The 13949-nt window shown below is 55.8% G+C and carries 18 protein-coding genes; 8 read left to right on the top strand and 10 right to left on the bottom strand.

Annotated features, from left to right (window positions below):
- Nucleotides 1-97: 97 nt before the first annotated feature.
- Both tal and dusA read right to left on the bottom strand, forming a co-directional pair.
- A complete protein-coding gene (gene tal / locus M2401_RS05695) occupies nucleotides 98-1030 on the bottom strand; it encodes a transaldolase (RefSeq protein ID WP_259100598.1) in 933 nt (310 codons plus the stop codon).
- A 150-nt stretch (nucleotides 1031-1180) separates the two neighbouring features.
- Nucleotides 1181-2191, bottom strand: coding sequence for a tRNA dihydrouridine(20/20a) synthase DusA (gene dusA, locus M2401_RS05690; protein WP_259100597.1), 1011 nt, complete (start codon nucleotides 2189-2191; stop codon nucleotides 1181-1183).
- 103 nt (nucleotides 2192-2294) lie between these two features.
- On the opposite strand from dusA, the gene M2401_RS05685 reads away from it, so the two are divergent.
- Nucleotides 2295-3419, top strand: coding sequence for a tyrosine-type recombinase/integrase (locus M2401_RS05685; protein WP_259100596.1), 1125 nt, complete (start codon nucleotides 2295-2297; stop codon nucleotides 3417-3419).
- Here the strand turns inward: M2401_RS05685 and M2401_RS05680 are convergent, their stop codons facing one another.
- The 7 genes from M2401_RS05680 to M2401_RS05650 are packed head-to-tail and all read right to left on the bottom strand — an operon-like array spanning nucleotide 3420 to nucleotide 7158.
- A complete protein-coding gene (locus M2401_RS05680) occupies nucleotides 3420-3695 on the bottom strand; it encodes a pyocin activator PrtN family protein (protein ID WP_259100595.1) in 276 nt (91 codons plus the stop codon). It abuts the gene before it with no gap.
- Entirely contained in the window at nucleotides 3692-5332 is a 1641-nt protein-coding gene (locus M2401_RS05675) for a DNA cytosine methyltransferase (RefSeq protein WP_259100594.1), read from the bottom strand. The genes M2401_RS05680 and M2401_RS05675 overlap by 4 nt, the downstream gene beginning before the upstream one ends.
- The gene (locus M2401_RS05670) at nucleotides 5329-5736 is read right to left on the bottom strand and encodes a hypothetical protein (protein ID WP_259100593.1); all 408 of its coding nucleotides are present in this window, start codon (nucleotides 5734-5736) and stop codon (nucleotides 5329-5331) included. Before M2401_RS05670 ends, M2401_RS05675 begins: the two co-directional genes overlap by 4 nt.
- Before the next feature lie 52 nt (nucleotides 5737-5788).
- Entirely contained in the window at nucleotides 5789-6115 is a 327-nt protein-coding gene (locus M2401_RS05665) for a pyocin activator PrtN family protein (RefSeq protein ID WP_259100592.1), read from the bottom strand.
- On the bottom strand, nucleotides 6105-6245 hold the full coding sequence (locus M2401_RS05660) for a hypothetical protein (protein WP_259100591.1): 141 nt from the start codon (nucleotides 6243-6245) through the stop codon (nucleotides 6105-6107). Before M2401_RS05660 ends, M2401_RS05665 begins: the two co-directional genes overlap by 11 nt.
- Nucleotides 6246-6270: 25 nt before the next feature.
- Entirely contained in the window at nucleotides 6271-6555 is a 285-nt protein-coding gene (locus M2401_RS05655) for a phage antirepressor KilAC domain-containing protein (protein ID WP_259100590.1), read from the bottom strand.
- A 9-nt stretch (nucleotides 6556-6564) separates the two neighbouring features.
- Nucleotides 6565-7158: a hypothetical protein gene (locus tag M2401_RS05650; protein WP_259100588.1), complete on the bottom strand. Its 594-nt coding sequence runs from the start codon at nucleotides 7156-7158 to the stop codon at nucleotides 6565-6567.
- A gap of 358 nt (nucleotides 7159-7516) precedes the next feature.
- Here M2401_RS05650 and M2401_RS05645 point away from each other — a divergent pair, with 358 nt between their 5' ends.
- Nucleotides 7517-8800 carry a hypothetical protein gene (locus M2401_RS05645; RefSeq protein WP_259100586.1) on the top strand — a complete coding sequence of 428 codons (1284 nt, stop codon included), beginning with the start codon at nucleotides 7517-7519 and terminating at the stop codon, nucleotides 8798-8800.
- 49 nt (nucleotides 8801-8849) lie between these two features.
- Here the strand turns inward: M2401_RS05645 and M2401_RS05640 are convergent, their stop codons facing one another.
- On the bottom strand, nucleotides 8850-9491 hold the full coding sequence (locus tag M2401_RS05640) for a S24 family peptidase (protein ID WP_259100585.1): 642 nt from the start codon (nucleotides 9489-9491) through the stop codon (nucleotides 8850-8852).
- 101 nt (nucleotides 9492-9592) lie between these two features.
- Between M2401_RS05640 and M2401_RS05635 the strand changes: the two genes are divergently transcribed.
- From M2401_RS05635 to M2401_RS05610, 6 genes are all read left to right on the top strand, one after another.
- The gene (locus M2401_RS05635; protein WP_259100584.1) at nucleotides 9593-9826 is read left to right on the top strand and encodes a hypothetical protein; all 234 of its coding nucleotides are present in this window, start codon (nucleotides 9593-9595) and stop codon (nucleotides 9824-9826) included.
- Nucleotides 9827-10156: 330 nt separating this feature from the next.
- Nucleotides 10157-10675, top strand: a complete 519-nt coding sequence (locus M2401_RS05630) for a phage regulatory CII family protein (protein WP_259100583.1) — start codon at nucleotides 10157-10159, stop codon at nucleotides 10673-10675.
- A gap of 140 nt (nucleotides 10676-10815) precedes the next feature.
- Nucleotides 10816-11067: an ATP-binding protein gene (locus tag M2401_RS05625; protein ID WP_259100582.1), complete on the top strand. Its 252-nt coding sequence runs from the start codon at nucleotides 10816-10818 to the stop codon at nucleotides 11065-11067.
- 39 nt (nucleotides 11068-11106) lie between these two features.
- The gene (locus M2401_RS05620) at nucleotides 11107-11325 is read left to right on the top strand and encodes a TraR/DksA family transcriptional regulator (protein WP_259100581.1); all 219 of its coding nucleotides are present in this window, start codon (nucleotides 11107-11109) and stop codon (nucleotides 11323-11325) included.
- Nucleotides 11315-13531 (top strand): VapE domain-containing protein, encoded by a 2217-nt coding sequence (locus M2401_RS05615; protein ID WP_259100580.1) that lies wholly within the window; start codon nucleotides 11315-11317, stop codon nucleotides 13529-13531. Before M2401_RS05620 ends, M2401_RS05615 begins: the two co-directional genes overlap by 11 nt.
- Entirely contained in the window at nucleotides 13524-13880 is a 357-nt protein-coding gene (locus tag M2401_RS05610) for a hypothetical protein (RefSeq protein WP_259100579.1), read from the top strand. Before M2401_RS05615 ends, M2401_RS05610 begins: the two co-directional genes overlap by 8 nt.
- Nucleotides 13881-13949: the final 69 nt, after the last annotated feature.

Raw genomic sequence — 13949 nt, 5'->3', positions numbered from 1 at the left:
GCAGCTGCCGATCATGATCATGTTATGGATGGATGCCAGATCAACAGGCACAAAAAAGGGCGGCACCCGCAAAGGTGCCGCCCTTTTTGTTATGCACTCAAGCCTTTGCGGAAAGCAGCGCTTCGAGTTTTTCCTGGTCACGGGCGAACTGACGGATGCCTTCAGCCAGTTTCTCGGTGGCCATGGCGTCCTCGTTCGAGGCCCAGCGGAACTGGCTCTCTGTGAGCTTCTGCGCCGCCTTGGCTTCACCGGTGGTGCCTGGAGTCAGTTTGCGCTGCAGGGTTCCAGTGTCTTCGGCCAGCTTGTGCAACAGGTCTGGGCTGATGGTCAGGCGATCGCAACCGGCCAGTTCTTCGATCTGGCTCAGATTACGGAAGCTGGCGCCCATGACCACGGTCTTGTAGTCATTTTTCTTGTAGTAGTTGTAGATGCGGGTGACCGACTGTACGCCCGGATCTTCAGCGCCTACATAGTCCTTGCCCTCGGCCTTCTTGTACCAGTCGTAGATACGACCGACGAAGGGTGAGATGAGGAACACGCCGGCTTCGGCGCAGGCTACGGCCTGGGCGAAGGAGAACAGTAGGGTCAGGTTGGTCTGGATACCGTCTTTTTCCAGACGCTCGGCGGCACGGATGCCTTCCCAGGTCGAGGCCAGCTTGATCAGGATGCGCTCGCGACCGATACCGGCTTCGTCGTACAGGCCGACCAAGCGGTTGGCGCGGGCGTAGCAGGCTTCTTCGTCGAACGACAGGCGGGCATCCACTTCAGTGGAAACACGGCCCGGCACGACCTTGAGGATTTCCTGGCCGATGGCTACACCGAAACGGTCGCAAGCCAGGCCGATATCGCCCTTGCTGCCGGCGAACGCGGCTTTCAGGCGTTCGGCGTTGCTTTCGCTGGACGCCGCCTTAAGCAGCAGGGACGGGTTGGTCGTCGCATCGACGGGTTTGATCTTCTCGATGGCAGCGAAATCGCCAGTATCTGCGACAACCGTGGTGAATTGTTTGAGTTGTTCCAGCTTGGAAGTCATGAGCGTGCTCTGTCCTATAGGTTGAGTGACATTACCCCAGCGTTATCGGTCGCTCAAGGCTGAAACCGACAACGGCATAACTGATTCTCGTGGCGCGCTTTTGCGCAAACGCAGACAGGGTTGGAGCCCCGTGCTCGCAACTTGTTCCCTTCACCGGCCTTCGAGCAGTTGCGCCGCCTGATCCAACAGACCGAGAGGGTCGTCGGTCTTGTGGATATCCACCGACAGCAACTGACGGAAACGCCGCGCGCCAGGGAAGCCCGTGCCCAACCCCAGCACATGACGGGTGATGTGATGCATGGCGCCGCCTGTGCGCAAATGCTCGGCGATATAGGGCCGCAATGCCGACAGCGCCTCGGCCCGGGAAATCACCGGTGCCGAACTGCCAAACAGCTGCTGATCGACCTCGGCCAGCAGATACGGATTGTGATAAGCCTCGCGCCCGAGCATCACACCGTCGAACACCTTCAAGTGCTCGTGGCATTGCTCCAGGGTCTTGATCCCGCCATTGAGAATGATCTCCAGGTCCGGGAAGTCCGCCTTCAGACGCGCGACTACATCGTAGCGCAACGGCGGAATATCGCGATTCTCCTTGGGCGACAGCCCCTCAAGAATGGCAATCCGCGCATGCACGGTAAAACTCGTGCAACCGGCCTCGTGCACCGTGCCGACGAACTCGCACAACTGCTCATAACTGTCCCGACCGTTGATGCCGATGCGATGCTTGACCGTGACCGGGATCGACACCGCATCGCGCATGGCCTTGACACAATCAGCTACCACCTGAGGATGCCCCATCAATACCGCGCCGATCATATTGTTCTGCACCCGGTCGCTGGGGCAACCGACATTCAGGTTGACCTCGTCATACCCGACATCCTGCGCCATCCGCGCACACGCCGCCAAATCCTCCGGCACACTGCCACCCAACTGCAACGCCAGCGGGTGCTCATCCTGGTGATAACGCAGAAAACGCTCGCTATCGCCATTGAGCAGCGCACCGGTGGTGACCATCTCGGTGTAGAGCAGGGTGTGCTTGGAGAGCAGACGCAGGAAGAAGCGGCAGTGACGGTCCGTCCAATCCATCATGGGTGCAACGGAGAACCGTCGAGACACTGAAAGCCTTGTACTGTCTGGGCTGGAGGCGATATTTGGTAACATATTGGTCAACGTGTTTGTACCACTTTTTAGGGCGATTTCGGACGTTTTTTGAGGGTGGTTGGTACAATGTACCAACCCACAACGGACGTGTACCAATTTCAAAATGGCAACGATTAGACCCAGAAAACGTGCTGATGGAACGATCAGCTATACGGCACAGATTCGAATTCACCGCGACGGACAGCAAGTCTATCAAGAGAGCCAGACCTTCGCCCGAAAACAGGCGGCCAAGGGCTGGATTACACAACGTGAAGCGGAGCTTGCTCAGCCTGGCGGTGTCGAGCGAGCGAACCGCAAAGGCTCCACGATCAAGGAAATGATTGATCGGTATCTGATTGAAATGGAGAAGGTGCGGCCGCTGGGCAGAACCAAGCGAGCCACTTTGACCGCAATCAAGGGCACCGAGCTGGGGAGCGTGGCCGACCAGGATATTACCTGTCAGCGCCTGGTCGATTACGCCATATGGCGAATGAGTGAGGAGGGCGGCAAGGTCCAGCCCCAGACAATGGGGAATGACCTGGCGCATCTTGGCTCGGTTTTGGCCATCGCGCGCCCAGCGTGGGGATACCTGATTGATCCCCTCGCCATGCCCGACGCCAGGCGGGTGCTCAAGAAGATGGGCTACAACATGCACAGCCGCGAACGTGATCGGCGCCCCACACTCGACGAGCTCGACAGGCTACTCACGCATTTTCAAGGCATCCAGTCTCGCCGACCTACCTCAATCAATATGCTCAAAATGACAGCCTTTGCCCTGTTCTCTACCCGTCGCCAGGAGGAGATAACGCGGATCCGCTGGGCGGACCTGGATGAAGTCGGATGCCGTGTTCTGGTGCGGGATATGAAGAACCCAGGCCAGAAAATCGGCAATGACGTGTGGTGTCATTTGCCGCCGGAAGCTTGGGCGATACTCAAAAGCATGCCGAAGAAGTGCAAGCAGATCTTTCCCTATAGCGCTGAATCAACGTCGACCTCTTGGACACGGGCCTGCCAATTTCTGGCTATTGAAGATTTGCACTTCCATGACCTTCGTCATGAAGGGGTAAGTCGATTGTTTGAAATGAATTGGGATATCCCTCGGGTGGCCAGTGTATCCGGCCACCGTGACTGGAATTCGCTCCGGCGGTACACGCACCTGAGAGGAAATGGCGATATCTACGCGGATTGGTCGTGGCTGGATAAAGTAGTGAAGGCGCCCGTTAAGCTGGGCGCCCTCACCCTGAAGTGATCAGCCAGCTCGACGCATACCGTTGAGCTGGTTGCATTCCTTGATTGCATCCTCGCGCCGAGCGTCGAGGTATGCAGCCAAGTCCGTTATGTGAATCCCTTTAGCGCTCTTCTGGCTTGGTTCCAGACGGGTGATCGGGATCTTGATCTGACCTGCCAGCACCTTGCGCTGGAACATCTCCGGCGTCAGGTGTGAAAAGTAGTCTTTGCAGACGCTGGCAAGCGGGATGACGGCCTGGCCGTTGTATTGGGCCATCAGGACAAAGGCTGTGTTCATGCCGCGACCTCCCCAACATCATCCTGCGCAATATTCGCCCTTACGAGTGCCGCAGCCACTGGCGGGCAAACGCTATTCCCCACCATTCGCACCTGTGCCTTCTTGCTGAGCCTGGTCCCGTCTGCCAACCGGTCATGTATGTAGTCGGCCGGAAAGCCCTGGGCCGCGTACAGCTCATGGGGCTCAAGCATGCGCATGCCGATATCGGCAATCCGCCACGGCTCGCCTTTGATCATCACCAGTCCCATGCGGTCATGGGTGGTGATGGTGTGCAGCGGGTCGTGCAGGGACTGGCCGCTGATCTGGCCGTAGTACTTGATCAGGAAGGCCTGGACCAGAGCCGCCTTGCCGCCACCGCCTGCGGTCACGGTGTGCAAGGGTTCATTAGCGGAGTGGCCGATGCTGTTGCCAAAGTCTCGCTGGATATGAGCAGTCACCAAGGCGTTATGGTCGATGGTAGTGACGGTAGGCGGCGGGTTATCCAGGCTGCTGCCCGGGCCGCTGTAGTTGCCGCCGTAGTGTTTGGCGAGGAATGCGGTCACCAGAGCGAAGTGGCCGCCTTTTACCTCGGCGCAGATGGTGCGCAGGGGCTCGTCGGCGGGCATATTGCGCTGGCTGCTGCCATTGGCATGCTCGGTGATGAAGACAGCCTTGTGTTTGACGATGTAGGGTTTCGGTGACTCGAGCACGTAGCGCTTCAAGCCACGGGCAATACGCTGCAGCGTTTTCTCGGCAATGGGTTTCTTGCGCGGTGCGAAGATTGAGCGGAATGGGATCGACCAGTCGATGATGTCACCTGCAGTACGCCAGGGTTTGAGTCGTCCCTGCTTTACTGCGTCGCTGTCGGGATGACCGTGGGTGGGTGCTGGCCAGACGATGGGCATGTGATCGCAACGGTTGATCATGAACAGCCGTTTACGGGTGGTGGCAGCTCTGTAATCACAGGCACGTAGTTCGGCCCAGTCCACGGCGTACCCTTGTCGCTGCAGCGCGTTCACGAAGCTTCTGAACGTACGGCCTTTCTGTGCGGGCACCGGCCGGCCGTCCTGGCCTAGAGGTCCCCAGGTCACAAACTCCTCGACGTTCTCCAGCATGATCACTCTCGGTTTGATAGTCGCGGCGTAGCGCAATGCGACCCAGGCCAGACCGCGAATCAGTTTGCTCACAGGCTTGCTGCCCTTGGCCTTGCTGAAGTGCTTGCAGTCGGGGCTGAACCAGCACAGATCAACCGGTAATCCGTTGGCTATTTCACGCGGGTCCATCATCCATACGGACTCACAGTAATGACGGGTGCGTGGGTGATTGGTGGCGTGCATGGCGATGGCGTCCATCGCGTGGTTTACGGCGACATCCACCGGGCGCCCCAGACCCATTTCGATACCGGTCGATGCACCGCCACCACCTGCAAAGTTATCGATCAGCAGGCCCTCGAAATTCATCGGCAGTTGCTGATGTGTCCGGTAGGTGTTGTGAGGTAACGCGGCAGCGGCTTTGCTTCCCAGAACAAGCTGCGCGGGCAAGCGGGTCGTAAGGGGCAGCAGTTCACCCCGGGTAGCGGCACTGCGCGGCCTTTGTTGTGCAGCGTGTACCCCATAAGCGTCATGAGCCCGGATCTGCTTCAACTGAACCTGGCTCATGCGGCATCCCCCATTTCAATGGGAGCCAACAGGCTGGCAATGATCAAGGTCTTGTTGCGCAGGGTAATGGTGGCGTCGACCTGGGATTGATCGGCTGGCAGAGCGCGGAATGTTTCCGCAGCAACTGTCAGCTTGGCCGCGACCTGCAGCAAGGTCTTGCGCTCTTCCTCGCCCATGCGAGATCGGGCGTCGACGGTTTCACAATGTCCCCGCATACGCCAGTTGAGGCGGCGGGCGTTACCCAGCGCCTCTTTCAGTCGCTTAACGGCTTGCTCGTGTGCGGCCTGTTCAGCATGTCGGCCCTGGATTCGTCCGTCGCTTCGGCCACACAGGTAGCCGATCCAGTACAGCAATGCGCTGGCTAGGATCAGAGAAACAAGGCTGTAGATTTGATGCGTTTCCATAGGTGTGCTCCTTGGGTTTACTTCGCTTGGCTGGTGGTGGCAGCGTTCGCGGTCAGTGGTCTTGCTCCGTGGTTTCGGGGTGCAGCTGGGCCATGGTTTCGTCGGCGCGATAGGCGCGAATGTCGATCAGCGCGGCGACATGGCGGATGTGCACGTATTTGGGTGCCTTTCGGCTGGTGTCCAGTGTGGTGATGGGCAACTGAATACGGCCGCTATTGAGTTCGGCGATAAACGAGTGCTCGTTGAGGTTGCGGAAGTACTGCACGCGCAGCTTGTCCAGGGGGATCAGCACATCACCGAAGGTGCGATACAGCAGCTCGATGGTGACCGGCTCCGGGGCGGGCAGCAGGCGCAGTGGTGCCTGGTTGTTATTGCTCACGGGGTTGGCTCTCCTTGCGTTTCTTCCTTGCGGGGTGGTTCCAGGCGTTCAGGCAGTGGCGCTTCACCAGTTCGCGCAGATGCTCCGGCACCTCAAGCAGCGCGGCGTTGCGCTGCTCTCGGGTCTTCATTGCAACAATCTGGCGAGCGAATTCCCTAGGCCACATCTCGGTGGTCTGCCGGTGGTGGCGGCAGATCAATGCCAAGCTGTTCGGCGAGCCAGGGCATGCCTGCCTGCCGCACCCGAGTGGACTGGCTGTACTGCAGGCCGAGTTCCGGGTGATACCAACGGCCTTCCTTGACGATCAGGTAAGCGCGGTCGCGAGTGGGGTAGGCGGGCAGGTTGCGGTCATTAAGCAATCGCTTGGCACGCATCTGCGTGATCAGTTGCTGTCGACCGAGGCCAAGGTAAGTGGCTGTCTGGGCGAGCGATCTATCCATCTGAGCCCCCTACGCCGCATGCTCTGCAGAAGCATTGCTGCTGATCAGATGCCCGATGGACTCCAGCACCAGGTCAAACACGTAGCTGTCCACGCCATACACGGTGAAGCACTGGGTATGCATGGGATGTTCACCCGAACCCACTATCGCCGTGACGCCCTGTCTGGAGCGAGTGCGGTGCAACGCTATGAGAATGGGTCGACCCATACCCAGATCAAGGCTGCCGAAACCGCCATTGGTGATCAGCGTGCGCAGTTTGCGCACGTGTTCGCCAGGGACCTTTTCTGCAGCCTGCTTGCGCTTTGTGGTGAGGGTAGGAGGCGACTGATCGCAAGGATCTATACGCCCGTTGGCAACGTTTTCGACAAAAGCCGCCAACAGCATTTCGATGCGTTTGGGCTGTTTCTTCAAGGTCGTGCTGTGCCGCTGACCCTGCATCTCGACGGTGAAGGTTGTCGCGTTGGCGGCACGCTCGACAGTGAGCTGGTAAGGGATTTTCTCTGCAGCCTGCAGAGAAAAACACTTGTGGTTGAAGGTGCCATTGAGATTGGCCTGAGCCTTGAATAACGGGAGGGACTGCTTTTCGACAAACCAGAGATTCATGCGGCCTGCCCTCCGTTTTTGCTAGGGGAGGCGCAGCGTGATGGCTTTGGAACAAGTATCGGTTGGCCGTCGCGAAAGATGACCGAACTGCGGGTGGTGTGCTGCAGCTGCTTGATCAGGTTCGGGTTGTGAAGGCACGTCGGGTGGATGTGCAGGGTTGCGGAGGTGTGCATTGGGTTTGCCTCGCTCTGTGGTGGAGAGATAGCAAAAGATAACCTTTGAGGTTAATAAGTCAATAAAAAACTACCAAAATGGTATTTTATAGTCGATGGCTCGATTTCCCTTCATTTCATGCTGGACACGATAGTGGCGAAGTAATAGCTTTTGTATCTGGTTCGGCCAATAAATGGAGTTTCAAATGGCATCCCCTCTCGCAGACCTTGATGAACTGGTACTTAAATGTCGAGACAAAAAAGCTAAAAGCTACATTCGCGAAGCAGTCGCGTGCTATAAGTCAGGAGCGTTTAGGTCCGCAATTGTTTCCACTTGGATTGCTGTTGCTTTTGATGTTATTGATAAATTTAAAGAATTATCCCTTGCTGGAGATAAGGCGGCAGAAGCGGAAATTATTGAGTTTGAAAGAGCTAGGGTCGCGAATGATATTGCCTCTTCATTAAAGTTTGAGCGCGAGCTTTTGACAAAGTGCAGAGATAAATTGGAAATCATATCGCACGTAGAATTTGTTGATTTAGACAGACTTCAGCAGGATCGAAATAGGTGTGCTCACCCATCACTCACGGCTGATAGTGAGATATTCAACCCTTCTGCGGAACTTGCTCGAGTTCATATTAGATCAGCGGTAGATCATCTGTTGCAGCATCCTCCGGCTCAAGGGAAATATGCTCTTGGTTTATTGCTTTCTGAGGTTGATTCTGAATACTTTCCGATTGAATTGGATAGGGCGCTTATTATTCTGAAAAATGGCCCATTGTTAAAGGCGAGACAGTCCCTCGTAACAAATTTCTTAGTGATGTTGTTAAAAAAAATATTAAAAACTCACGGCAGCGCAAAGGAGGTTTCGCGATGCCTGACTGCGTTAAGTGCTGTGGAGGTCATGTATCATGGGTGTTATGATGAATGTTTGTCTGAAAAACTGCCCAACATAATTAGAAGCCTCGAAGCAGGGGAGTTGCACCGGGTGTTACCATTGTTAATCGGACCCAATGATTGTTGGGAGCTGCTCGATGATGATGTTCAGCTCAAAATGTCTGCGTATGTTGAGGATCTTCCCTCTGAGCGGTTTGATCAGATACCAAGTCTAGTGGGTCACATTCATTTGGCCGCGAGTGTAAAATCGCGGATCAAAAAGGCAACGAAGCAAGAGCTTATTGATTCTCCGTTTATTGAAGATGATGGTGTTGTCAGTAAAGTGGTTGAGGAATATATTGGTTCTGGAAGTTTTGCTAGTGCTAATAATCTAGCCTCGGCCGTTATACGCTATGCAAGCTTGTTTTCTAAACAGCAAATCGAAAATGTGATCCGCGCTTGTGGAGATAATGATCAAATAACCTACAGTCGTGGTATAGGCAGCGTTATAAAAGCGCTGAGGTTAAATGCTAATGCCACTCGCGGAGAAGTGGATACCTGGCTTAAAGAAGTTAAGCTTCCTGAGTATGTAGAAGGGGACGAACCAAAGGAATAACGAAATTGCCCCCATCTCTAGATTAGATGATTAGGGATGGTTTCTTATATTATAAATTAGTGATTCGCCATTTTGCTCTCCCGCAAATCTTCCACTCGGAAGACATTCGTATAATTCTGTCAGGCCAAGCGTTATTAGTTGCGTACAAAAATTTCTCCTCTCCTTCATGCCTTAGTTGTCGTACTATCATTCTTCCGGTGGTTTCATTCACAACAGCAACGTAATTACCAGCGACTACTTCAGCTGAAGGATCAATGACGATTTTGTCGCCTTCGCTGAAGACTGGATCCATACTTATACCCTCAATTAGATATACGAATGCAGTCGGAGCAGTCAATCCAGGCGGCTGAAGCCATTCGGTTACAGAGCTTAAATCGAGTGTAGACGGGGCTTTGCACCACTCTGTAGCAGCGATGGCATCCAGAACAGGCAAAATTTGTGCGTTGCAGGCCGATTGCTTTGTTGATTTGCCGCCCTCATTAGGGAAATCAAGAGAACCAGGTGATAGGTCCAAGACCGATTCGATCTCCCGCGCGATTTTGTTTCCAATACCTTTTGTAGGGTTTTTCCCTCCAAATGCGCTCACCTGCGCCGGAGCCTTCCCTAAACGATCGGCAATGTCTGTGAGGCGGAGCTTTCGTTCGGCCAGGATGTGACGAAAATTACGGAGGCGAGTGCTGGAAATATTCATGTGCTGATTCTGGCGTGGTTAACCTTTAGGGTGAATGTCCTTTTTGGTATTGTTTTTATTAACCTTTACGGTTAACATTTAGCTTCGATTAGGGGACACACATGAAATTGCGCGAATACATAGACATGCTGAATCCGGAAGCTCTGATCGAGTACGCCGCGCGCTGCTCGATCGCAGTTAATTACCTGAGGTTGCACGTGAAATATGCGAGCAAAAACCCAAGTGTTCCGCTGATCAAAGCGTTGGCGAGCCAAAGCGAAGGCTATGTCTCGCTCGCCGAGGTTCTGGAACATTTCGGTCTAACTGAGGAGAAATCAAAACGTTCGGCGGCATAGCTAGAAAAAAGGCGACCAATAGGCCGCCCAGTTCCCCCGACACACACCACCACAGTGCTGCCGGGTCGCGACGAAGGAAGCGGGAGCACACCACGTACAGACGTTTCCTTTCATCGCGCTTTTCAGGATCACGGATGACCCTGAGTTGCTGCCGTCTCCACCACAGATAGGGCAGCTGTTGCGCCAGGGATGAACAACGGAGTGTTCGCCCCGGCACGGTGCCGGTTTCGATCTTGAGAATCTGACCGGCGTATTGGGCCTCTCAGCCACGCGGCAAATGTACCACCACTGCATTCCGCGCGGCACTGGCAACATGCAAGGATTAATGCCATGAGCCGAACAGCTCTGAACTGCGTTGATCGGGCGAAACGGGAAGTTTTGCCACTCGATCTGGCGCTCTACCACGCCGCACGGGACTACCCCGGCGGTGCTGCTGCCATCGCCGTCACCACCGGCCGGAATGTCAGCACTCTGCAGCACAAGCTGTCGCCCACTCACCCGAGCCACATCGTGAATATCCAGGAGTTCGGCGAGATCCTTGAATTGACCAAGGACCGACGGATTCTGGACGCCGTTCACGCACTGGTCGGCGACACGATCTGGCAGGAGCTGGCTGAGGCTTACACCGATGACATGCCGGAAACCCTGACTTCGGGTATCGCCTTGTTCTTCCATCAGGTCGCGGATCTCTCTGATACCTGGGCGAAGCACATAGGCGACGGGAAGGTTAGCGGCAATGAATTGGCAGAAATCCGGCAGCAGGTTTTCCGCGGTATTCAGGCTTTGCTCGGGATGTACAACCGAGCCTGCTACGTGAACCAGACGACTCGGGGGACTGACCGTGAATAGATCAGCCCGCGAGCCTGGTTCAGGTTTAGCCGACGTAGGTTTTGAGCAACAGCTGTTTGCTCAAAAGTTTCAGGGGGTGAGCGTAACGCCTATCTCCCTGGAACATCTTCAAAAATCTCTCTCATACGAGGTATTACAAAATGAAACCACTCATCGTCGTTGGACCACAGGGTTGTGGCAAAACTCAGCTCGCTCAAACCATGGCCGAATTCTTCGGCTGCGAGCACATCGTGGATCCGCTCGAGAGCCACGATCCTCTGCCATCGGGAACTTTGGCTCTGACAAATGTGGAACCGATTTTATCCGGGAATCCGCGCGTACTGTCATTCGATGCCGCCGTGTCGCAATTAATCGCCGCCGGGAAAATTGCGGCCGATTGGCATCCTTCCTGACCTCATTGAAACAAGGCTTTTCAGCGTGGGAGGTGGCACATGGCTGACCACGCCGACTTTGCCAATGACCTGACCCTGAAATACATGGAACTGGGCCTTGCCACACGCCGCCCGGCTAACTCCGATGAGGCGACGCGGTTCTGTGTCGATTGCCAGGGGCTGATTCCCTGGCAGCGGCGCTTCGCCGTGTTGGGCTGCATGCGGTGTGCGCAATGCCAAACAAAACTGGAGCTGAAAGGAGCGGGTCATGCTGGATGACGTGTTGAAACAGTTTGCCGATTGCGGCCTGGAGCCCGAGCAGCCCCTGGTGTTCGGCAAATTGACGCGGTGCAGAACGTCACTGGATAAAGGAAGTGAAAAGAACGGCTGGTATGTGGCACATGAGTACCTGACCGCGAAGGGCGAGACGCTGATTTTCGGCAGCTTCGGTGACTGGCGATCAGGCGATACCACCAAGATCAAGGTCAAGGCCGGGAGGATGACGGCGGAAGAGCGCGAGGTGATGCGTGCGCGCCAGGATGCTGCCAAGCGCAGGGCTGCGGACGTCGCAGCGAATCGTGCGCGAAGAGCAGCTGCGCGAGCAGCCGGGTTGTTCCAGCGCATGCCGGAGAAGGGGACAAGCGACTACCTGCAGCGCAAGCAGATCGTTGGCTTCCGCGTGCGGTATGCGCCTCGATCAGGAGCCGTCCTTGTTCCAATGAGCAATGTCCGCGACCAGATTGTCGGTCTGCAGGTGATCTTCCCGTGCGTACAGGAGAATACCGGCCGGGATAAATCCTATTGGCCATACGGCCTGTCAAAGGATGGCGCGTTTCACCTGATTGGTCCGGACCCCGAACCAGGAGAACCGCTGCTGATCTGTGAGGGGTATGCGACGGGGGCTAGCTTGCACATGGCGACATCGGCTGCGGTTGCCATTGCTTTTGACGCAGGCAATTTGCTGTCGGTTGCCAAAGTGATGCGCGATCGTTTCCCCGGCAGACCTTTGATTATCTGTCGTGATGATGATTGGAAAACCAAGCGGCCTAACGGCGAGCCTTGGAACCCTGGTGAAGAGAAGGGCGGTAATGCCGCGCTTGTCGTGGGCGGCCAGGTTGTGGGGCCAATTTTCACTAGCGAGCGGGAAGACAAGTGGACTGACTTCAACGATCTGCACTGTCACGAAGGACTCGAAGCAGTACGTCGGCAAGTCATGGCGTTGGTGAGGCCGCCTGCTGCCGGAGGCTGGAAGAATCAGTTGGCCCGAACGGAAGGCGGCAGTCTGATCCCGCATATGCAGAACGTAGAGTTGATCTTGGGTAACGATGAACGCTGGGGTGGTGTCATCAACTACTGCGCCTTCAGTTCCAAGATCGTCAAGCTCAGAGCTGCGCCCTACGGTGGTGACACTGGCGAATGGGCTGACATAGACGATGTGCGCGTGATGAAGTGGTTGGCCCAGTATTACAACTTCCGCGTCAAATCATCCAGCGTTATGGAGGCGGTCAGTGTGGTCGCCCATGATCACCGCTTCCACCCCGTGCAGGATTACCTGAGCCGCCTGGAGTGGGATCGCGTTCCGCGATTGGACACCTGGTTGACTGAAACCCTGGGCGTTGCCGCCAACGAATATTCAGCCAAGGTCGGCAAACGTTGGTTGATTTCTGCTGTAGCACGAGCGATGGAGCCCGGTTGCAAAGCTGACGCGGTAATGATCCTGGAGGGTGGGCAGGGGGCGGGCAAGTCCACAGCCTTGAGCATCATCGGCGGCAAGTGGTTTATGGACACCCCGTTCAACCTTGGGGACAAGGATGCCTTTCAGGCGATTCGGGGCAAATGGATTGTCGAACTGGGCGAGCTGGACAGCTTCAACAAGGCAGATACCACCAAGGCCAAGCAGTTCTTCTCTGCGTCAGTGGACACCTATCGCGAAAGCTATGGGCGCAGAACCTGCGACGTGCCACGCCAGTGTGTTTTTGTTGGCACGACCAATCAGGATGAATACCTGAAGGACGCTACTGGTAACCGCCGTTATTGGCCGGTTGCGTGCACCTCAATCAATCTCGATAGGCTGCGGGAGATCCGTGATCAATTGTTGGCCGAAGCAGTGTTTTGTTTTGAAGCGGGCGACCGCTGGTGGGTCAATCGTGACGAAGCGCCTTTGTTCACCGCTGCGCAGGAAGAGCGCTTTGTGGTGGATGAGTGGGAAGGGCCGATTCTTGCCTGGCTGGAGGAATCACAGATCGGCGAGACCACGACGGGCAGTGAGCTTCTGAGCCAGGCACTGAAGCTGGATTACGGTCACTGGGGCAAGCCGGAGCAGATCCGTGTGGGAGCGATTATGCATCGGCTGGGCTGGAGGCGTGTTCGCTTGCCTGCGCTATTCAAAAGCGGCAAGCGGCCATGGGCTTACAAGCGCCCTGAAGGCTGGGGCGGCGCAGGCCCGCTGAAGCGAAATGAAGTTGAGGAGCCGTGCTTTGATTAAGCGTATCGATGAAATGCTCAAGCTCTGGGCCGAGGACCTGCACAGCGATCATGAAATGCTGTCAGGGAGCGGGAATATGATTGCGATGTTGATGGAGTATAAAGGCGAGCTGATCAGGGGGACACGAGGAAGCCGGGTTTTGCTCGATGAGTCTGCTGATATCGAATTGATCGTGAACAAGCACCTGGATGCGCGTCTCAGCGTCGTGGTGTGCGAGCATTACTGCAATCACGATAGTAATCTCACCCAGAAGCTGAGGTTCTGCAGATGCAGTCTCAAGACGTACTATCAGCGGCTGCATGAGGCGCATGAGTGCATAGCAGCGCTGCTGATGAGAAAGGTGGCTTGATGCGTTATCTTTTGGCCCGTGGCGGCCGGCTATTGTCCCGGTTGACCCAAGTCGATTCACGTCGTGGGT

The organism is Pseudomonas sp. JUb42 (assembly GCF_024807945.1).
Classification (GTDB): domain Bacteria; phylum Pseudomonadota; class Gammaproteobacteria; order Pseudomonadales; family Pseudomonadaceae; genus Aquipseudomonas.
This window is presented reverse-complemented; position numbering and strand designations above follow the sequence as displayed.